The sequence below is a fragment of the Microcoleus sp. MOSTC5 genome (genome assembly GCF_036701825.1).
Classification (GTDB): domain Bacteria; phylum Cyanobacteriota; class Cyanobacteriia; order Cyanobacteriales; family Microcoleaceae; genus Microcoleus; species Microcoleus asticus.
On record NZ_JAUBRK010000024.1, the window covers coordinates 33,229 to 55,381 of the forward strand.

General features: G+C 45.2%; 21 protein-coding genes. 4 read left to right on the plus strand and 17 right to left on the minus strand.

Annotation, left to right across the window (positions count from 1 at the left end):
• Window positions 1-46 precede the first annotated feature (46 nt).
• The 13 genes from QUA54_RS15180 to ebsA form a co-directional block, all read right to left on the minus strand.
• On the minus strand, window positions 47-1,744 hold the full coding sequence (locus QUA54_RS15180) for a response regulator (protein ID WP_333415277.1): 1,698 nt from the start codon (window positions 1,742-1,744) through the stop codon (window positions 47-49).
• Window positions 1,734-4,055, minus strand: a complete 2,322-nt coding sequence (locus tag QUA54_RS15185; protein WP_333415278.1) for an ATP-binding protein — start codon at window positions 4,053-4,055, stop codon at window positions 1,734-1,736. Before QUA54_RS15185 ends, QUA54_RS15180 begins: the two co-directional genes overlap by 11 nt.
• Before the next feature lie 174 nt (window positions 4,056-4,229).
• Complete coding sequence (locus tag QUA54_RS15190) at window positions 4,230-4,382, minus strand: hypothetical protein (protein WP_333415279.1); 153 nt, start codon at window positions 4,380-4,382, stop codon at window positions 4,230-4,232.
• A gap of 141 nt (window positions 4,383-4,523) precedes the next feature.
• Window positions 4,524-4,805, minus strand: a complete 282-nt coding sequence (locus QUA54_RS15195) for a hypothetical protein (protein WP_333415280.1) — start codon at window positions 4,803-4,805, stop codon at window positions 4,524-4,526.
• 454 nt (window positions 4,806-5,259) lie between these two features.
• Window positions 5,260-5,577 carry a hypothetical protein gene (locus tag QUA54_RS15200; RefSeq protein ID WP_333415281.1) on the minus strand — a complete coding sequence of 106 codons (318 nt, stop codon included), beginning with the start codon at window positions 5,575-5,577 and terminating at the stop codon, window positions 5,260-5,262.
• 6 nt (window positions 5,578-5,583) lie between these two features.
• Window positions 5,584-5,997 (minus strand): hypothetical protein, encoded by a 414-nt coding sequence (locus QUA54_RS15205; RefSeq protein WP_333415282.1) that lies wholly within the window; start codon window positions 5,995-5,997, stop codon window positions 5,584-5,586.
• A gap of 117 nt (window positions 5,998-6,114) precedes the next feature.
• Entirely contained in the window at window positions 6,115-6,237 is a 123-nt protein-coding gene (locus QUA54_RS15210; protein ID WP_333415283.1) for a hypothetical protein, read from the minus strand.
• A 4-nt stretch (window positions 6,238-6,241) separates the two neighbouring features.
• Window positions 6,242-6,733, minus strand: coding sequence for a YajQ family cyclic di-GMP-binding protein (locus tag QUA54_RS15215; RefSeq protein WP_333189657.1), 492 nt, complete (start codon window positions 6,731-6,733; stop codon window positions 6,242-6,244).
• 123 nt (window positions 6,734-6,856) lie between these two features.
• Window positions 6,857-7,273 (minus strand): MAPEG family protein, encoded by a 417-nt coding sequence (locus QUA54_RS15220; RefSeq protein WP_333415328.1) that lies wholly within the window; start codon window positions 7,271-7,273, stop codon window positions 6,857-6,859.
• Window positions 7,274-7,288: 15 nt separating this feature from the next.
• Window positions 7,289-7,792 carry a hypothetical protein gene (locus QUA54_RS15225; protein ID WP_039887610.1) on the minus strand — a complete coding sequence of 168 codons (504 nt, stop codon included), beginning with the start codon at window positions 7,790-7,792 and terminating at the stop codon, window positions 7,289-7,291.
• 292 nt (window positions 7,793-8,084) lie between these two features.
• Window positions 8,085-9,182 carry a phosphotransacetylase family protein gene (locus QUA54_RS15230; protein WP_333415284.1) on the minus strand — a complete coding sequence of 366 codons (1,098 nt, stop codon included), beginning with the start codon at window positions 9,180-9,182 and terminating at the stop codon, window positions 8,085-8,087.
• Window positions 9,183-9,672: 490 nt separating this feature from the next.
• Window positions 9,673-9,990 (minus strand): hypothetical protein, encoded by a 318-nt coding sequence (locus QUA54_RS15235; RefSeq protein ID WP_333415285.1) that lies wholly within the window; start codon window positions 9,988-9,990, stop codon window positions 9,673-9,675.
• Window positions 9,991-10,444: 454 nt separating this feature from the next.
• A complete protein-coding gene (gene ebsA, locus QUA54_RS15240) occupies window positions 10,445-10,819 on the minus strand; it encodes a type IV pilus biogenesis protein EbsA (protein ID WP_172192244.1) in 375 nt (124 codons plus the stop codon).
• Window positions 10,820-11,064: 245 nt separating this feature from the next.
• Between ebsA and QUA54_RS15245 the strand changes: the two genes are divergently transcribed.
• The 3 genes from QUA54_RS15245 (at window position 11,065) to QUA54_RS15255 (ending at window position 15,130) form a co-directional block, all read left to right on the plus strand.
• Window positions 11,065-12,582 carry a glycosyltransferase family 2 protein gene (locus tag QUA54_RS15245; RefSeq protein WP_333189654.1) on the plus strand — a complete coding sequence of 506 codons (1,518 nt, stop codon included), beginning with the start codon at window positions 11,065-11,067 and terminating at the stop codon, window positions 12,580-12,582.
• A 338-nt stretch (window positions 12,583-12,920) separates the two neighbouring features.
• Window positions 12,921-14,150 carry a succinate--CoA ligase subunit beta gene (locus QUA54_RS15250; RefSeq protein WP_333189653.1) on the plus strand — a complete coding sequence of 410 codons (1,230 nt, stop codon included), beginning with the start codon at window positions 12,921-12,923 and terminating at the stop codon, window positions 14,148-14,150.
• Window positions 14,151-14,233: 83 nt separating this feature from the next.
• Window positions 14,234-15,130 carry a succinate--CoA ligase subunit alpha gene (locus tag QUA54_RS15255; RefSeq protein WP_172192250.1) on the plus strand — a complete coding sequence of 299 codons (897 nt, stop codon included), beginning with the start codon at window positions 14,234-14,236 and terminating at the stop codon, window positions 15,128-15,130.
• A gap of 137 nt (window positions 15,131-15,267) precedes the next feature.
• Here the strand turns inward: QUA54_RS15255 and QUA54_RS15260 are convergent, their stop codons facing one another.
• Window positions 15,268-15,969, minus strand: a complete 702-nt coding sequence (locus QUA54_RS15260) for an alpha/beta hydrolase (RefSeq protein WP_333415286.1) — start codon at window positions 15,967-15,969, stop codon at window positions 15,268-15,270.
• A 250-nt stretch (window positions 15,970-16,219) separates the two neighbouring features.
• Here QUA54_RS15260 and hpsL point away from each other — a divergent pair, with 250 nt between their 5' ends.
• Entirely contained in the window at window positions 16,220-17,884 is a 1,665-nt protein-coding gene (hpsL, locus tag QUA54_RS15265; RefSeq protein WP_333415329.1) for a hormogonium polysaccharide biosynthesis protein HpsL, read from the plus strand.
• Between the two features lie 653 nt (window positions 17,885-18,537).
• Here the strand turns inward: hpsL and QUA54_RS15270 are convergent.
• The 3 genes from QUA54_RS15270 to typA form a co-directional block, all read right to left on the minus strand.
• A complete protein-coding gene (locus tag QUA54_RS15270) occupies window positions 18,538-18,984 on the minus strand; it encodes a hypothetical protein (RefSeq protein WP_172192850.1) in 447 nt (148 codons plus the stop codon).
• Window positions 18,981-19,853 carry a ParA family protein gene (locus QUA54_RS15275; protein ID WP_172192852.1) on the minus strand — a complete coding sequence of 291 codons (873 nt, stop codon included), beginning with the start codon at window positions 19,851-19,853 and terminating at the stop codon, window positions 18,981-18,983. The genes QUA54_RS15270 and QUA54_RS15275 overlap by 4 nt, the downstream gene beginning before the upstream one ends.
• A gap of 456 nt (window positions 19,854-20,309) precedes the next feature.
• A complete protein-coding gene (typA, locus tag QUA54_RS15280) occupies window positions 20,310-22,100 on the minus strand; it encodes a translational GTPase TypA (RefSeq protein ID WP_333415287.1) in 1,791 nt (596 codons plus the stop codon).
• Window positions 22,101-22,153 lie beyond the last annotated feature (53 nt).

A 22,153-nucleotide genomic window follows, 5' to 3' on the forward strand; every position in this document is an offset into this window, starting at 1 on the left:
TTAATTGGTTAGTTGTAAGTGCTTATTCAGCATCCTCAATTCACAATTATTTGGCAATGGGAATTTCAACGACAAATTCGGCTCCTTTTCCGAAATTCGAGTTACAATATAAATTGCCACCATGTTGCTCTACCACAATTTTGTGACAGATAAACAGTCCTAGTCCCGTACCTTTTCCCACGGGTTTAGTAGTAAAAAACGGATCGAATAATTGTGAGTGTAATTCCTCAGAAACTCCTATACCATTATCGGATATTTTAATTAATATTTGATTTTTGTTCACAAACATAGTTTTAATTTTTATTTGTCCTTGAGCGCCGATACATTGGGTGTAAATAGAATCAATAGCATTATCCAGAAGATTCATAAATACCTGATTTAGTTGACCAGAATAACACTGAATTCTGGGCAACTGAGCATAATCTTTAATCACGATAATTTCTGGATGTTCTGCTGTGCCTTTCAGGCGATTTTGGAGGAGCATCAGCGTACTGTCGATACCTTGATGAATATCCACTCGTTTGTATTCAGCCTCATCGTGATGGGAGAAATTCCGCAAGGACAAAACTATTCGCTGAATGCGATCGGTTCCTAGCTGCATAGAATTCAGAAGTTTGAGCAAGTCTTCTTGCATAAAATCTAGGTTAATAGCCTCAATTTCTACTTTAATTTGTATCGGGGGATCGGGAAAGTGTTGTTGATATAGTTTTACCAAATACAATAAATCTTTGAAATATTCAGTAGCAGGAATCAGATTGGCGTGAATAAAATTCACCGGATTGTTAATTTCATGGGCTACCCCTGCAACCAGATTCCCAATAGAAGACATTTTCTCACTCTGGATGAGTTGGGCTTGGGTGCGCTTTAGTTCGCGCAGAGTAAGTTCTAAATTTTTAGCTTGTTGTTGTAATTCAAATTCGGCTTGTTTGCGGGCGGTGATATCACGGATAGTAATGGAGAAACCATCTCCTAGCTTGACTGCTACGAAGTGAAACCAGCAAGATTTTCCTGATTCATAGTAAAAATCCTGTTCTAAAGATTCCCCCGTCTCGACAATATTAACGAAGCAATTAAATAGTTTTGGCTCAATCTTAGTCAAAAAATTTTTTAGTACCAATTTGCCAATCATATCTTCACGCCTACTGTTAAAAGCTCTAGAAATCTCGGGGTTGACGAGTAAACACCGAAAATCCTCAATCTCCCCTGTTTCGGTGTTACGAACAGCCTGCATTGCCGCAATACCATCAAGGGAACTATTCAAAACACTAGCCAGTAAAGCCCTCGATTGATAAAGTACCTCTTCTGCTTCCCGGCGCTTAATGTTTTCTTGTTCCAGAAGCTGTTGCTGGCGTTGAATGGTTAACTGATTTTCCAGACGCGCCACTACTTCTTCGATTTGAAATGGTTTGGTGATGTAGTCTATAGCCCCTGAATCAAAGGCGGTTACTTTGTCGAAGACATCATCTAAAGCACTAATGAAAATTACTGGAATGTGGCTAAAATCTGCATCTGCTTTGAGAGTTCTACAGACTTGATAACCATCCATTTCCGGCATCTTAACATCTAAAAGAATCACATCTGGTCGCTTTACCTTCACCGTTTTCAGTGCCATCCGCCCACTGGTAACGCTGCGAACAGTGTAGCCGAGTTTGAGGAGCGCCTCGCTTAGTAATTGTAGATTTTCTAGAAGATCGTCTACAATTAAAATATTACCTTTATTTTCGATTTTAGAATTAAGATTCATTGCCACTCCGGGGTTCTACTAAATCAAAAATCTGCTCAAACTTAAATTCACGTGCAAGTTTGGTCAATGATTTTATCAAACGAGTTTCTGTTTTGGGAATTTCTCCTACGACTTGTAACACGAGGTTAGTGTTTGCCTCAAGTGCAGCTTCGTATAATTGAGTAATCCATTCTTGAGTCATACAGGTTAAATCTTCCGATGTCAAGGGACGTGTTTCTGTATCATCCAAGACAGGAGATCTTGTTTCTGCATAGATATATTTGACTCCCAAATGCTTGGCCAGTGCGTCAAAAATGGTGTGTTCAACGAAGGGTTTGCGAACAAAGTCATCACATCCAGCCGAAAGCACGATCGCCTTTTCTTCTTCCAACACACTCGCCGTTAACGCGATTACAGCCGTAGCATTACCTTTGGTGGTAGATTTGATGTATTTTGTCGCTTCGTAGCCATCCATAACTGGCATCCTCATATCCATCCAGATTAGGTGCGGTTCCCATTCATCCCAAATGACGATCGCCTCTTGTCCGTTACTAGCTTCTTTCACCTCAAATCCCAAGGGACTCAACAACTTAATTAGTAATTGTCGATTAATAGATTTATCATCGACTGTGAGAATTTTGTAGCTAAGTTGACCGGGCACCAGTCCCAGAACTCTTGGATATTCTCCTGTACTCTCGCTGTTTGTTTTTTGACCCAACTTGGTCTGAATATACAATTGGAAACTTGTACCTTTTCCTAATTCGCTTTCTACAGAAATATCCCCACCCATCAATTGCACAAATTTCCGGCTAATTGCTAAACCTAAACCCGTTCCTTCCTGCAGATCTTTTCCAGCTTGAGCTTGACTAAAGGCATCAAATAGTTTTGGCAGTTCTGCTGCTGCAATACCCACCCCAGTATCGCGAATACGGAAATGCAAATTAAAAACATCTGTAGTTTCTTGTTCTCCCAGAAAGACATTCAAAGTGATTTGACCCTGGGAAGTAAATTTGATGGCATTGCTGAGTAAATTAATTAAAACCTGACGCAGTTTTACTTGATCTGTACAGATATAGCGCGGCACATTTTCTGTTCGCTGGAATACCAAATTCAATCCGGCATTATTAGCCCGCAGATGCAACATATCTTCTAAATCATTCAGCAAGATATGTAGGTCAAAGTCTGTAAGATTAAGGGTGGTTTTACCTGCTTCGATTTTTGATAAATCGAGTACATTATTAATTAGCGTTAACAAATAATCACCGCTGCGATAGATAATTCCGGCATTCTCGTATTGTTCAGGGGGCATATTTGTGGCGCGTACCATCAATTGCGAAAAGCCGAGAATAGCATTGAGGGGCGATCGCAATTCGTGGCTCATATTGGCAATAAATGTACTTTTGGCTTGATTAGCGGTTTCTGCTTTCACTGCCAACTCTCGGGAAATATTCTCACTTTCCTGCAAAGCCATAGTACGCTGAATCACTCTTTCTTCTAATTCCGCATTAGCTTGTTGTAATTTCAAAGCCGCTTGACGATTTTCCGAAACAATCGCAGATGTCACCATCGTCGTAAGGGAAAGTACCCCCACAAATAAAAGTAGTAACAAAAGGGAATTAGTAGCCAATGCCGCCTTATAAAAAACACCAATTTTATAAGCCGTAGTGATAAAAGCCATACTACAAATGGCGGTGACTAGAATAGTAGTAACTTTCTGACTAAAACGAAAAACCGACCATAAGAGAGGGGGTAAAAGTAAATATTCTACAGGTTGACTCTCAAATAAGGCAAATTTAATGACTATTCCCAAAAGAATAGCAATAATCATAAATTCTCCACTAAGCCAAGACTGCGGGGCATAAAATTTTTGTTTTTTTAAACAAATTAACAAGAAAGGGGTAAAAAGTAAGATACCTATACTATCACCAATCCACCAACCCGTGAAAGTTTTTAGAAAGTCAGACATGGGGACAATTTTCTGATAAGTGAATGCACAAGCCCCGATCAAAGCGTTGGGTAAACTAACTCCCAAAAAACTAACGGCGATAAAAATTACTACATGATTGACTTCATTAAAAGGAAATTTTGTGCGAGTTGACCGTCGAATCACAAATACTGCCAATAAATTCCAAATCGTTACACTAATACTATTGAAAACAATATTCCATAAAGTTTGGGATATCGACCAGGTAATGATTAAGGTCGCAATAAATTGACCCATAAAGATACCTAACCAACGAGAATAACCCCACTCCAATAAAGTGGCGAACATCCATCCTGTTCCGGGCCAAACGGGTGAAATATATGGTGGGATAATCGTAATACTGGACATTTTATGATTCGGGAGAAACCAACAAATCAAAGGATAAACAATGGAAATAATCAGAACTTGAAGCCACCAGTGGGGATTTTTTATTTCTAATCCGAAACCATTTAAGAGGTTAAAAAACTGTTTGTTTGCGATCATTTTTCAGGTATCAACTTGCTTTACAAAAACTGTCAAATCTCAATGATGAACCATTAAAGGTTCAATTAAATCAAGAATTTGCTCAAATTGAAATTCACGTGCTAATTTAGTCAGGCTTTTGATTAAAAATAGTTCAGTTTCAGGAATTTCCCGAATTACTTTCATAACTTTTTGTGTGTTTGCTTCTAACACAGCTTTAGATAAGTTTATCATCCATTCATGGGGCCTTAACTAGGTCGGCGCTGTAAAACGCAACTATGTAAACGATGCGTCAAGTATCAAAATCCCAAGAAAGCAGCACTAGGAGACCCTGTTTACATAAAGTTACATAGTTCAGTTTAATCCCGCCGACCTACTTACTTTAAATGTTTCTGATGTTGCTTCTGCTTTCGTTAGATTATCACCATTATGGGATTGCATTGCCTCATAAATATATTTTCCCCCTAAATGTTTAGTTAATGTTGCAAAAATTATATGTTCTTTACAACCTGCTGAAAGAGGAATCGCTCTTTCTTTTTCCACAACACTCGCCGTTAAAGCAATTAAAGCTGTAGCATTGGCTTTGGTGGTATATTTGACGTATTTTGTGGCTTCGCCGCCATCCATCACAGACATCCTGATGTCCATCCCATCTTTCGGCAGCTAAATAGATCCAGTTAAAACAATGTAAAATATAGTCGTGGATGCAGAAACCGGGTTTTCCATCGGCAGTCAGCGCCGCAGGATTTACGTCGGTTAAGTGTGACCAACTTGCAGCAAGTGCCGATAAAATTGAGACTAAAAGAGTCATTCGATTTTAGATTTTAGATTTTGGATTTTGGATTGACCCCACGGACAAATTCGGGGCTTGAGGATTTTAGATTTGAGATTTTGGATTGATTCCACGGATAAATCACGTGGCGGGTACCATCAAGAAATTCTTGTCATGAGTTGAGATATTTAATATCAATTTCGATCGGATATTGCTACACAATTAAATTTTCTACCAATTATTGAAATTCGCCTAGCCGGCTCGGGAAAGGGCAATACCGTTTCCTTACAGACGATCGCGTAAAATATATGTGTCGCACTACTTTTCAGAGTTGGTATTAGTTAACGAGCAAGCAGCTAATTTTTTCTCAGTAAGCAACTGCTGAAAGACTAAATCTGCGATTGATTCATAGGCTGGGGCTGTGGGGTGTACGCCATCCCGAAAATAACTTTCTACCGTGGTTTTCGGCAATTTTGACCAGGCTGCATGAGTGTCTGTGACTGGAATTTTCAAAGCTTTTAGCCGATCGACAAGCTCAGATTTAAACCTTGGCTGATTCGGTATCGGCAGCAAATCGGAGCGATCGCAAGTATACAACACAAACAACGGAATATTCCGATCTCGCATCAAAGCCACTATTTGCTATCGCTGCATATTTTCCCTAAACCGTTGCGCTTCGGCCACCGGCACATCAGCCACAGGGGAATTCGGCACAAAAACACTGGAAAATCGGAGCATAACGTATCTGTCAAACACTTCTTGCATTGCCAATAACGGTTGGCGATTCGGCATCAGGGGGTTATTTTTCAACCCCGCGCTGCTACTTGGAGGTTGTTGCAAATCGTGAGTACCAATTTGCAAGATCACAGCATCGCTTTCAAAAGTGCCAAACTTGCAAATATATCCCAATTGATTGCCAATTCCCCAAAAGGCCGCAGAAGCATTCAGCACCTGAACCTGCTTTTTGATGCCCAACAAACGCGCTGCCAACAATTCTGTAATAGTTTGTATCCGATCAGTGGTATTATTCCCATTGAACACCGAATCTCCTGTCATCAAAATTCTCATAGTAGCTTCAGGCTTGGCTGAATCGATTTGTTCAGACCGTTGAGAAAACTGATTGTACTGAAGTCTATTGCCAAAGCGATATACAAGTTGATTTGGTGCAAATATCTAGTCAGCATCAGCATCAGCTTGCAACAAAGCAAGATTTCCGAATTCCAGCAAGCGCAACGCAATTTCTATCGCACTCAAAGAGGCGATCGCACAACTGGGAATCCCATACTTAGCTTTCAAAAATTTACCTGTAATTTGTAAACTGCAAAGCCACCGGATAATCTTCTTGCTTCAACCGTTGAATTACCAACTGCAAATCATCTTTATCCTTGGCAGAAACGCGCACTGCATCTCCTTGAATCGAACCTTGAATCTTCTTAAATTCATCGCGAATTAATTTAGTGATTTTTTTGGCAATTTCCTGGTCAATCCCTTTTTTGAGTTTGATTTCTTGACGCACCCGACTGCCGCTAGCAGGTTCAGCTTTGCCGTAATCAAAAATTTTCAAAGATAAATTGCGCTTGGCGGCTTTAGTTTGCAAAACAGTGTGAATCGCGTCGAGAGTAAATTCGCTGTCCGTATTGACAGTAATTGCTTCAGCGCCCAATTCCACGGTAGTTTTGGTATCTTTCAAGTCGTACCGGCTTTGAATTTCCCGGACTGTTTGGTCAACAGCATTAACTAACTCTTGCCGATCGAAATCGCTGACAATATCAAATGAATAACTAGCAGCCATAAATTAGTAATTGGTAATGGGTAATTGGTAGTTGGTAATGGGTAATTGGTAGTTGGTAATTAGTCATTAATTAAGTGTCTCTTAACTAATGACTAATGACTAATTACCAGTGACTAATAACAATTAGCCATTAACAGCCATTAAACTGAAATAGAATAAAGTAGCTGTGCAAGAAGAACTAATCGCAAACATGAGCGATCGCCCCAGCGGCACATTCAGAATATAGAAAACCGAAAACAACAACCGGGCGATCGTAAAAGCGATCGCAGCCCAGCCCGCCGCCTCTGAATCTACCCCCGTCACAAAAGCCATCAAAGCCGCCGCTGAAAACAGCATAAACGTCTCAAACGAATTTTGGTGAGCCCAAGTTGCCCGCTGAGCGTAAGCAGGCAACTTCTCAAACATAGCGCGAGGAGCTGCTTGGTCGTAGCCTAGCTGCAAGCGGGCGAACGCAACCACCACAAACGGTGCGTAAACCAGCGCAGCAGCAGCAGCAATACAATCAAGCAGAATAACAGGCACAGGCAATCCCAACAGCATCATCCGCCTCGCAGTTCAATCAAAATAGAACAGAGTAACCACCTTGCGCTGTTCCTCCGCATCCTGGCAAGTTTTCAGCAAAGTGTGGCTTTCGTGAAAAGCAAAACAGATCAGTTGCTGACAGCGAGAAATAATCTCCTGATTGCACATGGCGCTTGCTTCCGGGAGAGACAAACTGTCATTTTTGGGATTTTCTACCAAATGTATCACTTGTTCGAGTTGGTCGCGAGACTCCCGGGGCTGGCGGCTCATGCTTTGCGGCAAAATCACCGTCAGCAGATTAGGATCTGCTCGCATTGCCCCCCGAATTGCGGCTGAATTGGTGCCTGTAGCGCCAGAAGTGATGAGCTGATTGCCTCCCAGAACTATGGCGTAGCTCAGCATCTCAATTAGCTGCTGGTGGGTAATAGGAACGTGGCGAGAACCCAAAAGAGCAATCCGCTTGGAGCTGGTTTGCTGGATCGCCGCAAGTTCTTGTAAAAAATCATCTACTCTGGGTAGCTCAATTGATTGACTCAAAGAATTTATTAAATTAAATAAAACTACGTTGTGGATTTTAGCAGACTCACTAGCCATTGCCGCCAAAAAGAAGTTAAGAATTGCTGATTGACGAGATTTGACGAGAAGATGGGGAGATTTGAGGAAGCCAGAAGGCAGAATGTCTGAAGGCATTCGGCAGCCGGAGCTCAAAGTAGAATTCAAGAAAAATTGAGAATTTAAGAATTTTGGCTTTTTATTTATTTAAACAAAAAATTCTCTCTGCCGAATGCCTACTGCCGAATACCTTCTTGCCTGAGATCCGGCAGCCTTATTAATGGACTCGATCGCCCAGGCTCAAAGATGCCATCAGACGATCCAAGTCAAAATGTTCTGCCATTAGCTGAGTAACGCATTCCACCTTGATCGGTTCGTGCAGCCGCACGCTGCCAAAGGTGCTGTCGATAATTTCTACCGTGGTTAAAGTATCCAAATCAACAGACAAAACTGGAATTTCCATTTCTTCTGCCCTGCCGATCACTAGGGGAGAAGGAGGCAAGTGGCCTGTCAAAATTAAGCACTGAGTCGAGCTTTCCAGAGCCGCTAGCTGAATGTCCGTGCGATCGCCCCCCGTCACCACCGCCATATTTCTCGCTTTGCGGAAATACTTAAGAGCAGAGCTAACATTCATCGCGCCAATTGTCAAGGTTTCCACCATCAAGTCCAAACGGTCTCGACGGCAGAGTACGTCAGCTTTCAATTGGTGCACCAATTCTTTGACGCTGACACTTCGCAGCAAAGCGCTTCTCGGCAGCATTCCCAAAACAGGAATGCCCTGTGCCTCCAGAAAAGGCCGCACAGTCGCCGTTACCGCTTCGAGTTTGTCCGAGGGAACGTCGTTGAGTACCACGCCAGCCAAGCGCGAACCCAAACGCCCCTTAGCTGACAGCAAATCGTCTATATACAGATCGATCGGACGGGCTACCAAGAGCACAGAGGCATCAACTGCCTCAGCGACTTGAGCTAAAGACAAGTCAAACAGACTGCCTTCCTCCAAATTAGCTGGGCCTTCTAACAGCACCAAGTCTCCGCTGGGAGCTTGCAAATATTGTGCTAAAGACTGGCGGTAATCTGTCTCGTCTTCTCCCCGCAAACGCTTGTGAACCGTCTCTTCGTCCAAATACAGCAGTGTGGACGGCATCTGACTTTCTGAGAGCTTCAGCGTCTCTACCGCGAACCGCACGTCTTCGTCCTCGATCCCAGCTCCCTCGGAGCTGAAACTGGTTCCCAGAGGTTTGCCGTAGGCGACGCCCAGTCCTTTTGCCCGGAGTCCGAGTGCCATCCCCAGGGCGATCGCGGACTTGCCGCTGTAAGCTTTTGTGGAACCGATCAGCAAATATTTAGTCAATTTGGGTACGCCTTCACTCCTCAATTTGCACCTGTCTATTTCAAGAATTTTAATTTATTCAACAGTATTTCTGCACTGCGACTCAATTTGGCAATGCTATTATACTCGATTTTGTCGCTTTTGCGCAGAATGTTTTTTTGATTGAAACTTTTATTCACCTGTTGATACCCCTTCTCTTGGGATTTTTTTACCTATTTTTTTTGTAAAAATAGCTTTTCTCAGATTGTTTTCGCATTGTTTAACAACTCTATTAGAGATAATAATCGCCTTGTTAAGTCTTTCTTTTATGACAGTATTTAGCAAATTTGATTGCGTTTTTTAAACAGTGAGTACGAGCCGTATCAAATAAAAACAGCACGGTATCAGTGGGAAACTTTAGCCCTACAAAAGCCTTTGCCGGGTAATTGAGGGCTGTTTTATATCTATAAAATACAAGTATTCGGTAGGGAGAGAGCATGGTCTGTGTCCTAGTCAGTTTTGCATACAAGTGAAAACGGATATGTATTATTAGTTATTAATTATTAGTGCGATCGCCCTCGTTAAAACTGATATCTTGCACTGCAAGCGATAAGCTGTTTAGGAGCGGGCTTCTAGCTTCTAAACACATAAATTGTCGGGTGGGGTGGGCTGGCATTTCGGCAGCAGCCCAAAGGCTGATTGCGATGCCAGCCCGATCGCAGTTCAAGGGCTGTAGATTGAGTTTCCTTGGGCGGATATACAGCGCTTTCCTCTCAGCTACTGAGGCGCAAAATTTGAATAAAATCGGATTGCGCGATCGCACTCGCTTGCAAAAATAATGAATGTCCGAAATAGGCTTGTGCGCTGGTTCCACAACAAATACAGCAGTTTTTGATGGAATGAAATACAGGTAGGGACTCAGGCTTTGTCTGAGTTACTACGCGAAATCTGTATCGCGCTCAACGGAAAACTGCTGTAGATTTGCTGCAAGCGGTGAGGATAAGTGTTCGCGCCCAAAGGGATTCTTGAAAATAATGTCAAGAACTCCGTTACTATTGGGCTTCTCAAATAGGACTGGCGCACCAATCATGTAATGTCGCCGTCCCGGTGGCCTTACACTATTGGTACGCCAGTTATGGCGCCCGTCAATCGATTTTAGATTTTAGATTTTAGATTTTAGATTGAAGAAAGCGACCCTACTGATAAATCCAGGGGCTGGCGATCGGGATTCGGAGCTTTTTTCTCGATCCACGAATCAATCCGGGGGCCCCGGATTAAATTGCTTGATTGTCAATTGCGAACTTTCGGCAGGGCGGCTGCGGTGAAAGTTATTCATCCATGCGCATCAGCTTGCGGTAAAACGTTTTAGAAAAATCGACGGTACGAGTCCGCTGAAAAGTCAGGAGTACCTCAATTAAGCAACTGACAAACTCAGAGCTTTGCATAGTCACTTCGTAGCTGAGTTCAGCATTGCCGTCAAACAACACCCGACAGCGGGTTAAGTCGATCGGCAGCGACGAGATATTCCAACTAGCGACAAACGGCACATCGTCGCCGCCGTCAATTTTTCTTGCCCCCTCCAAGCTTTTGAGCTTGTAGAGGCCAATAGCGTGCGGTAAAAACTTGCGCCTGGGCTCTTGACAGAAAGGCGCGTAGACTTTCACTTCTTTGTCGTCGGCTGGCTTGAGTTGAGGAATAGACATATTTCCACCTCAGACAATTATTACTAACAGATAGTTGAGATCCCCAGAAAAAACTAGCAGATATTCCTGGTCGATCGCAAGTAAAAGTCATCCCAAATAATCTCTGCAATGCCCGTTTACACGGGAGGACAAGCAGCCAGGCCGCTGCTTGTCCTCCCGTGTGCTTTCGACAAAAGACCAGAAACTGGTACAGTAAATACTTATCTCTAAAATCAAAAACTATTGGTGGTTGAATCAAGTAACCTATGCAGCAGAGTTCTTGGCCAGAAAACGACGCTCGCAGCGAGCTTAACTTGGACATCTCTGATTTAGCTCAAGAAGAGCTCAAGAGTTTGACCTCGAACTCGAAGCTCGGCAAAGTATTTGCGATACCAGACATTGGCGACAGGGTGTTTGACGCGGAAACAAAAGCAAAGCTCCCGGTTGCGGTGTCTGTGCCGGGAACTCCCTCTTTTCCTCAAAATCTGTACCGGGGACGCCGGGGAAAAGCCGCTGCGGTGCTGACTGCGATTTGGGGCGGCACGATCGCCCTGCACTTGATTTCTTGGGGTGCGTGGTTAGTGTGGGGGTTGACGGGACTGCTGTGGATGCACGCATTTCGAGTTTTGTTTGCTTCGCCCAAGCCCGCACTGCCGCCTCTTGCCGATGAAAGTCGAGAGGATTGGCCCTACGTGTCGCTGCTGGTGGCGGCGAAAAATGAGGAAGCGGTGATTGCCCGATTCGTAGAATCTATCTGCAATGTAGACTATCCGATCGACCGCTACGAAGTTTGGGCGATCGACGATCACAGCAGCGACGCCACGCCGCTAGTATTGGAACAGCTCACCAAAAAGTACCCCCAGCTCAAAGTATTTCGCAGAGGAGCAAATGCCAGCGGCGGCAAGTCGGGAGCCCTGAATCAAGTGTTGCCGCTGACTCGCGGAGAATTTGTGGGGATATTTGACGCCGACGCGACAGTAACGCCGGATTTGCTGCGCCGCGTGCTGCCGGTGTTCGATCGAGAACAGGTAGGGGCTGTGCAAGTCAGAAAAGCCATCGCCAATGCTGCGGTAAATTTGTGGACTCGCGGCCAAGAAGCAGAAATGGCTCTCGACAGTTTTTTCCAACAGCAGCGGATTGCGATCGGCGGCATTGGAGAATTGCGCGGTAACGGCCAATTCATGCGTCGCAACGCCTTGGAACGCTGCGGCGGCTGGAACGAGGAAACGATTACCGACGACCTGGATTTGACGGTGAGGCTGCACCTAGACCAATGGGACATTGAATTTCTGGCTTTCCCAGCCGTGTCAGAAGAAGGAGTCACTAACGCTCGCGCTCTGTGGCACCAGCGCAATCGCTGGGCAGAAGGCGGCTATCAGCGTTATCTTGACTACTGGCGGCTAATTGTGCGCAACCGCATGGGAACTCGGAAAACTTGGGATTTATTTGGATTTTGGGTATCTCAATATTTCTTGCCCACAGTAGCGCTACCCGACTTTTTGATGTCAATTGTGCTGCGCCGGATGCCGATCGCCAGTCCCCTAACTGTGATGACCCTTACTTTGTCGGTGGTGGGAATGTTTGTAGGTTTGCGCCGCACTCGCAAAGAGACCAAATTTGAGGTAAGGCGAGTTTTTGTCACCTTGCTGCAAACGCTGCGGGGTACTGTGTATATGTTCCACTGGCTGTTGGTAGGGACTGTGACGGCTCGGATTGCGGTGCGGCCCAAGCGGCTCAAATGGGTTAAAACCGTCCATCAAGGCGCTGCTAGTAGCATCAAGTAAACAATTAGCAGAAATATCTCGGCACAGTATTGCCCAAAGTCCGAAGATTTTCGGAGAAAAAAAAAACACCAAAACTCGCCAAAGATTTTCCCACCAGAGCCTAAGAGTAAAATTTGGCAATTCCGAGAAAAAAACACTTTGAAACAGCTTAGGTAATAGGTAATTGGCGAGCGGTAATAGCGAATAAGTAATGGGCAATACAAAAGTCTAAAATTAAAAGATAAAAGCGAAACTTTTTAACTTTTAACTTGACAAAAAACCAATTACTATCTATTAATTATGAATTGCCAATTAGGACGAATTGCTTGTTGCCAACTACCCGTCACCCGTAATTGATAATGGATTTGTTAGAGTACCAAGCTAAATCTTTATTTCGCCAGATGGCAATTCCGATTTTGCCGTCGCAGCGGATTGACAATCCCGCCGACCTCAAAGGACTAAAAATTCCCTACCCCGTTGTACTCAAATCGCAAGTGCGGGCTGGGGGACGGGGCAGGGCGGGCGGTATCAAGTTTGTGGAAAATACGATCGATGCAGTAGCTGCCGCTCAAACAATTTTTAATTTGCCGATCGAGAATGAATATCCCCAAGTCCTGCTGGCAGAAGCAAAGTACAACGCCGACCAAGAATTGTACTTAGCGGTACTCCTAGACCCCGTAGCGCGACGCCCGGTTCTTCTGGGTTCGAGACAAGGAGGTATGGATGTCGAAGGGTCGATCGAGCAAATGCAGCAAGTTGCCGTAGACCAGGAATTTTCCCCATTCTACGCGAGGCGTCTCACGCTGAAAATGGGATTGCAGGGAGACTTGATTCAATCCGTGAGCACCATTGTCGAGAAAATGTACCGGCTGTTTGTCGAAAAAGATTTAGATCTAGTAGAAATCAATCCTCTCGGCATCAGTCCGACGGGAGAGGTAATGGCTTTAGACGGTAAAGTCACCGCCAACAACGAGGCCTTGGGGCGACATCCAGATTTGGCAGCACTCTCGGAGAATAGGCTCTTGGGCGGGTTGGTACGGGAAAGGAGAAGTTTCCATGTCCCTGGCGATCGCTCCCATTCCCACTCGAAGGCTCAGCAATCGCCGGAGTTTGACCCCAAATCTCAATCCCCAATCTCGAATTCCGAATCCCTGCAATTAATCGAACTAGACGGGAATATCGGGATTTTGTGCAACGGAGTGGGCCTGACAATGGCAACTCTGGATGCTGTAACCCACCAAGGAGGAAAACCAGCTAATTTTGTGAATATGGGTTCCCTAGAGCGCTACGATGCAGCAAATGCCCTGCGCGATCGCGCAGATTTGGGTCTGGAGTTAGTGGCTCAGGATAAAAGCGTTAAGGTGATACTTGTAAATATTTTGGGCAGCGCCTCCAAGAGCGAGGAAATAATCGCCGCAGTAGCCGGCTATTTGGAACGGAAAGCTCGCGCTAACCGCCACATCCAGGTTGTGCTGCGGCTGGTAGAGATCGATGCTGATGCTGTTAAAAAGCGTTTGGGACAGTTGCCGGTGCAGCTAGCTAGCACTTTGGATGAGGCCGCAGCCGCTTCTGTATCCTCCGTCAAGTAGCGGCAGTCGATCGGCAAAAAACGAGATTTCTCTACAGATGAAGGCCTTCTGCTTTTTACAGATCGAGTGTCAAGTGGGAAAAAATGAATTTAACTCCTGAAAGCAAAGTCCTTGTACAGGGCATTACAGAATCTCCCGCGTCAACCCGCGCCGCCCTGATGATGAAAGCATACGGCACAAATGTAGTCGCCGGTGTCAGTCCCGGTCGGGGTGGGCTGGAAATGGAGGGAATTCCAATTTTTGATTTGGTAGAACAAGCAGTGGCGGCAGTGGGTCACGTTGACACTGCGGTAATTTTTGTAGACGCTTACTCGGTGCTGGATGCGGCTCTAGAAGCGATCGCGGGAGGAATTCGGCAAATCGCGATCGTCACTGGGGGAGTGCCTCCTCTGGATATGGTGCGCTTAGTCAGAAAAGCAGAGGCTACTGAAACTTTGGTAATCGGGCCTAACGGTCCGGGAATAATTGTGCCCGACAAACTGCTGCTGGGAACTCACCCCAAGGAATTTTACACTCCCGGCCCGGTGGGGGTGATCAGCCGCAGCAGCACTTTGACTTACGAAGTTGCCCTAGAACTGACTGAGGCTGGGTTGGGACAGTCGATGGCGGTTTGTATTGGTTGCGACGCGATTGTCGGTTCTTCTTTTATGCAGTGGCTGCAAATTTTGGACGAAGACGACAGTACGGAAGCGATGGTTTTGGTGGGGGAAGTTGACGGGTGGAGCGAACAAGCTGCTGCTTCTTACATCGCCTCGGCGATCGACAAACCCGTGGTTGCTTATCTGGCCGGCCGCTACGCTCCCAAGGGGCCGTCTTTGGGCCACGCCGGCATCCTGATCAGTTCTCGCGCTGCTGCCCAGAAAGCCTTTGGAGTTACGGCCCCAAACAAAATGGCGGCTTTTGAAGAGGCGGGCATACCTGTGGCGGCTCGGCCTTCGGAGGTTCCGAAGTTGCTCAAAAAATTGCTCAAGAAAAATTGATTGCTTCGGGAGTTGTCACAACAGTCCTAACCCTCTTGGCGGTTGGGATAGGGGTAGGGCGGGTTTTGTCTCAAAATTGTCTGCAGAATGCCACAAATGCCGGCTAAACCCGCCCCTAAGACACATTTATGATTTTTTTACCAAAGCCCTCTGACCGGCGTCACAGGCTGCGGTGCTGGTGCTGGCAAGGGGGCGGGGCGGCGCGGCGCTGGAGGCGGAGTTGTTGGCTGCACGCTGCGGCGAGGTTCGATCGGACTTTCGGTGCGAGTTGTTTCAGTTGTGCGACTTGTCGATCGCATCACATCTTGAAGCAGGCTTTGCATATTTCCGGCTAAACTCTGAACTTTCCCAACAGCGGCGCTAATGCTGGCAACATCTACGTAAACCTCGGTCAGAGGATACTTTTTCAGGATTTCCAGCAGCGAAACCTTACCGTCGTCCCCGGCCGCCAGCATCATCGCCGCCCGCAGAGCTTTGCCGCTTTCTGTGCGGCGCTGAGTCCGAATTGCTTGACCGATTTCGTCAGTAATTTTCTCTCCCGGGGTGCTGTAAACTACCCTGGCCAGATTAGCAGGCTTTAAACCGATTTCTAGACCCATGAACCCCCGCAATACTTGCGCGTCCATTTTGGAAAACCGGATAATTTGTTGGAGGGTTGGGGTCGTCGTGCCATCTTTAGCAAAGTCTTCTAAGTCAGTGATATTGATGGTTTGTCTGATCGGGCCAAATGTGAGGACAATTTTTTCGGCCGCTAATGCTGTACTGCTGCTAGATAATATGCTCGCGCTTGCTCCTAAAAGAAGGGCAATGCCGATCGATACAAATTTTGTTAATTTCATATTCATTTTTACCGCTCGATTAAAATTATTTTTTCGAGATTTGTACATTATAGATCCAGCAGTTATATTCTACAAGGTCGCCTGTCTAATTTTTGCCCGCGTCACACCCACAATCTCGACCGAGACTTTTTCTCGATCTTGACTTTAAGAATAAGTAACCACATCTACCGCAATATTTTTGCTTCTATTCATTCTGCCTTCTACCTTCTACATCTGAGTGCCTTCTACATCTGAGTGCCTTCTAGAAGTTATGTTGAAAACCAAGCGCAAATCCAAGAAATCCAAACACAAGCACAGTGAAAAAACAACAGCGCTAAGCAAAAAAGAAGTAGCAGCACAAAAACGCAAAACTTCACAAAAGCGCAATGAATTGGTGCAGTCGATCGCCATAAGCTGCTTAGTCAGCCTTGCTGTCAGCATCCCCCTGTTGTTCGTAGCCCGCCCTAAGATTGCTATTTCAGGAGGCGCAGCCGCAGCCATCTTGCTGCTTTCCTACAAATACCCCCGTCAAGCTTTGTGGGCTTTTCTAATTTACCTGCCTTTCAGCGGTACAATTACTTACGCAATTGGCGGCGGGAATGCTGCATTTCAAGTAGCCAAAGATGCTTTCTACATACCAGCTCTCATCGCGCTAATTCAAAGCTGCAAAAAGAAACATTTGCGCCTGTTCATTCCCAAACAAATGCTTTCTACCTTTAGCATCCTGTTGATGATGGCAATGCTGACTTTAATTTTTGTCAACGGGGAGATGCAGCTCAATCCTATGAAGGGCGACAAACCAATTCTGCAAGGAATTCTCGGCTTAAAAGTATTGATAGGTTACATACCGCTGATCGCTTGTACCTATTATCTGCTCCGCACGAAGAAGGATTTAGTATTTTTTAGTCGAATGCACATCGTTTTGGCGATCGTTTGCTGCCTTCTCGGTTTGATTCAATACCTGTTGCTGCAAAGTGGAAAGTGTGCGGGTACCCGAGGAATGACCGGAGAAGAATTATATAAAGCAACGCTGGAAGCTAGATGTTTTGTCGGCGGTTCTTTGGTGTTCAGTCCAGAAGTCAAGTTTATCCGCTTGCCGGGAACTTTTGTAGCGCCTTGGCAGTGGGCCTGGTTTTTAATTTCTAATGCATTTTTAACTTTTGCCTCGGCCTTTTGCGACCCTTCATTCTGGTGGCGAGTTATCGGTTTATTTGGCATGGCATTAGTATTTGCCAATGCAGTGATTTCAGGTCAAAGAGCTGCTTTAATTATGGTTCCCGTTGCTACGGCAATCCTGCTAGTTCTCACCGGTCAATTAGTTAATTTAAAACGATTTATTCCCATCGGTGCAGGACTGGCGATTTTACTGTTTGTCGGTGCAGCAATTAACCCGGGAATTATTGAGCAGCGGTGGGAGAGTTTTGTTAGCCGCTGGAATGCTGCACCGCCCCAGCAGTTTCTCTTTAATCAGTTCGAGCAGAGCAACAATTTTATCATTGACAGACCTCTCGGTAGAGGTGTGGGACGAGCAACTAATTCAACGCGGATCTTTGGTACCACGCAGCTAATTGAAACTTTCCAACCTAAGTTGATCTACGAACTCGGTTATCCGGGAATGATTGCTTTTCAGGTCATGCTTTTACACTTAGCTTTTCTAACGTTTCGAGCTTACCGATCGGTCAAGGACAAAAGTTTGCGGAGTTACGGAGCTAGTTTTTGGGTGTTTGTTGGATTTATTACGATCAATACTCAATACTATCCGCTGGATGTAGATCCAGTGTCCGTGTATTATTGGGTTTTAGCTGGGGCTATTTTAAAGTTGCCCAAAATTGACAAACAGGTGCAGGATGAAAAACACCAGGAACTTGAGTCAAATGATTTGCAAATTCACCAGGAATTAAAGGATAAAAAAATTCTTGCCTCTACCCCAATTTGACGTTCTCGGACGCAGAACCTCTATAGGACCCATTTGAGATCTGTTGTTATAACCGTAAGCCTTGTGCCATTGGGATTTCAAATCTTTGGCCGCCATTGCCCCATGATTTCTCGTCTTGTGGCTATTGAGTTATGTGAGACGGCTGCTTTGTCCGCCTTATTTTTTAAGAAAAGATCCAAAATGGGTTCTATAGATGTCGCTGTATCCGCCAACGAAAGCCAGTCGCTGGCCGTTGGGCGACCACATTAGGGGAGCGATAACATCTATATTAGGTGTAAGTTCGTGGCGAGCGGAACTGGTAGCATTGACCGCAAATAAAGGGGATCTGTTCTCGCTGCCGCGCATCTAGAGGGCTGTAAACGCTAGTATCCTTGGTTTTAGGGCTGCGGGTGTTCCGGGGCTGTGAAGGCTCAAAAACAAGCTGATTAAGAGTGTTAGGGAGATAAGGGCGATCGCACTTATCGACCATAATTTATTGAAGCTGAAAAGTTGCAGAATTTGCCACAAGCTTTTCAGACGCGGGCAAGAGCCCCACCCCACACTCCACTTAAACTTTTGTGTAACAGGCTTTTATAGAACGGGAATCTTGCCTGTTCCATATCCCAGGGGGAAATCCAAGTTAAAGCGCATTTTATCGATTCATCTGCTAATTTTTAAAGTGTTTGTCTATCGATATGTCTCGACAGCCTCAAACTCTGTTTAATTCTGCCAATAATTAGCTCAAACATTTTTTTGCGAGACGGATTCTTGCTGCTGGGCGGCATCCCTAACTCGCAACACATCAAGTTCAAGTCACTTGCACTCATTGCCAACAATTTTTGCCTCACCTCTTCTTCATTACCATTCTTAGCTTGTAAACGCAGTTCTTCATAAACTTCTAGAACATTTCTCGCCGATAAATTAGCTGGTTTATTAACATCAGCACCAGTGGAAATATCCGAAGTTTTTGACTCAGCAGAAAGCCCTCCCCGCTTGACTTGAGTTTCAAGCCTAGTTAATTTTCTAGAAACGTCCCGCAAGATTTCCTTAAGTTCGCCAATTTCCTTAACTAACCCCCCGCTTTCTTGTTCGGAAGCAGCCAAAATTTCTTTTTTAATCATTTCAGATACTCCTCACACTCGCGCCATAGTTTTTCAAATTCTCTAACTAATTCTCGCGGCAGTTCTCCCTCATTAATTGCCCGTTTTAGCCCGACGCTTTCGCGAATCGTCGATTCTAAAAATCTAACTTCTATGTTATTATCTTTTGATATCTCATCGCAAAGTCTCTTTACTTCTCTCATGTAAAACTGAACTTCATTTGTCAGCAATCCTCCATAGGTTTTAGCTTTATTCATAAAGACTGCTATCTTAGGAAACGGATAAGGCTCAATCCGTTTCTGAAGCGAGTTTAAAACTAAACTCAATCCCCTAGAACCAAAATAATCGGGATTGACGGGAATCAATATTAAGTCGCAGCAAGAGAGTACGCTGTAGGTGAGGAGACTGAAGGAAGGCGAACAGTCAAAAAGCATCAAGTCGTATTTGGGGAGATTGGCAGAGTTGGCGATTTTGCCGATGAATCTGCGGATGAAGTCTTTAACACTTTTTCCCTCAAAACCATCGATATCCAACCAATACAATTCTTCAACTGAAGGAACAAAATGCAACTGTTCGTCAATCTGATAAATGGTGTCGAAACCAACGGGAAATTTAAAGTTTTGTCCGGCTTTTTTAAAGACTTCTAGAGCGTCGTAAATGGTAAGTCTGTGCTTGAGAGATTGTTCGTACCACTTACCAAACTTGTCATCTAAATGACCGGTATTTTCGTTAAGTCCGATCGCCTCTGTGAGCGACATTTGCGGATCTAAGTCTAACATCAAGACTTCTAAGTCGGTTCCTTGGGATATAATATTTCCCAGACTCCAAGTGACGGTGGTCTTTCCGACACCGCCTTTGAAGTTGATTACGGCTATTGATTTAGGACTCATGGCTGGTTTTGCTTGGATTTTGCTCAAATATAAATTAAAACATATTGTGGCGGTTAGTCGATCGCGCGATCGGCCATGAGAAGCCCGATGTGTCGATTGACAGAAAAGGCAGACTATGATATAGAAATAAATAATAAAATCAAACTATTAGCCATCCCAAAGGTGAACTAAAACAAATATATTCTGGATTTAACGAAAAGGAAAACGGCGATCAAATTCTCGATCGACTTAATCTTGAAAAGGTTTTATCTAATCGGAATACTTGTTGTTTTCGGAGACCCTTATTTGCATACTGTTTAAAGGCTTTGAGGGAAACATCTACTGATAAATATCAATTTCTTAGATAATTAAGTAAAATAACCAAAGCACAATTGGCTAATATATAATTTTTTAAGTTATGGCAGGTTGTTACTGCCGATAAAACGTAAGGTGCACATTGTGCACCCTACCTTTGTTTTAGCGTTTGACCAACTTCTTAGAAACCTTCCGCAGGCGAATTGATTTTGGCGTTACTTCCACCAATTCATCCTGGCCGATGTACTCCAAAGCACGCTCCAAACTCATATCGACTGGCGCTTGCAATTGTGCCAATTCTTCACCGCCAGATGCGCGGTGGTTTGTCAACTGCTTCGACTTGCAAATATTCAGCTCCATGTCTTCATCTCGGTTGTTTTCTCCGATAATCATCCCTCTGTAAACCTTGGTTCCGGGGGTAATGAAAAACACGCCGCGGTCTTCAGCATTTTTCAGTGAATAAGTAGTTGCAACTCCTTCTTCAAAGGAAATCAATACTCCGTTGCGACGGGCGACAATTTCTCCACCGAGGGGGCGATAGTCGAGGAAGCTGTGATTCATAATTCCAGCGCCGCGAGTCAAGCGCATAAACTCGCCTCGGAATCCAATCAAACCGCGAGCGGGGACTGAAAATTCTATTTGGGTGCGGCCGGTGCTGCTGACGTGCATATCTTGCATTTCTGCTTTCCGCTGACCGAGGCGTTCGATGCAGCCGCCGACTGCTTCTTCGGGTACGTCTAAGACCAAACATTCAAAGGGTTCGCAGGGACGACCGCCGACTTCGCGGAAGATTACTTGCGGCTGGGATACTTGGAATTCGTATCCTTCGCGACGCATATTTTCGATCAGGATTCCGAGGTGGAGTTCGCCGCGGCCGGATACGAGAAATTTGTCGGGAGAGTCGGTTTCTTCGACGCGCAAGGCGACGTTGGTTTGGAGTTCTCGCATCAGTCGATCGCGAATTTGCCGAGATGTTACCAAACTACCTTCTTGACCGCAGAACGGCGAATCGTTGACCGAGAAGGTCATCTGCAAAGTTGGTTCGTCTACTTTGATTAAAGGCAGCGCTTGCGGGTCGTTGGGGCAGGTAATTGTCTCGCCAATATACGCATCAGCAAAACCAGCAACGGCGACAAGATTACCAGCAGAAGATTCTGGGATATCAATCCGCTTCAAGCCTTCAAAGCCCATCAATTTACTAATTTTTGATTTGACAAGCGCGCCGCTTTCGGTGATTAAGACTGCTTGTTGGCCGACTCTAATTGTACCGTTGTGGATGCGGCCGATGACGATGCGACCGACGTATTCTGAGTAATCTAAGGTTGTTACTTGCAGTTGCAGCGGCTTGTTGGGGTCGCCTACGGGGGGCGGTACGTGGTCGAGGATTTCTTCAAAGAGGGGCTTCATATCTACCCCTTCGTCTTCGAGGTGTTTTTTGGCGTAACCGCTTAAGCCGGAACCGAAGAGGTAGGGAAATTCGCACTGATCGTCGTCAGCACCTAGTTCTAGGAACAGATCCAAAACTTTATCGACGGCTTTGTGGGGGTCGGCTCGATCGCGATCGATCTTGTTGACAAAGACGATCGGGCGCAGTCCTTTTTCTAGGGCTTTTTTGAGCACGAAGCGGGTTTGCGGCATCGGGCCTTCGTTGGCGTCTACGATCAGCAAACAACCGTCTACCATGCCGAGAACTCGTTCGACTTCACCGCCGAAGTCCGCGTGTCCGGGGGTATCGACGATGTTGATCAGGGTTTCTCCGTACCTGACGGCGGTATTTTTGGAAAGAATTGTGATGCCACGCTCGCGCTCGATATCATTGGAGTCCATAACGCAATCTGGGATTTCTTCCCCTTCGCGGAAGACCCCGGACTGTCTGAGAAGAGCGTCCACAAGGGTGGTTTTGCCGTGATCGACGTGAGCAATGATAGCGACGTTGCGAATGGGAAGACTCATAATGCGTCTGGGACGTTAAACGGATTTAACTAAAGATTTCTTAATAATTGTAG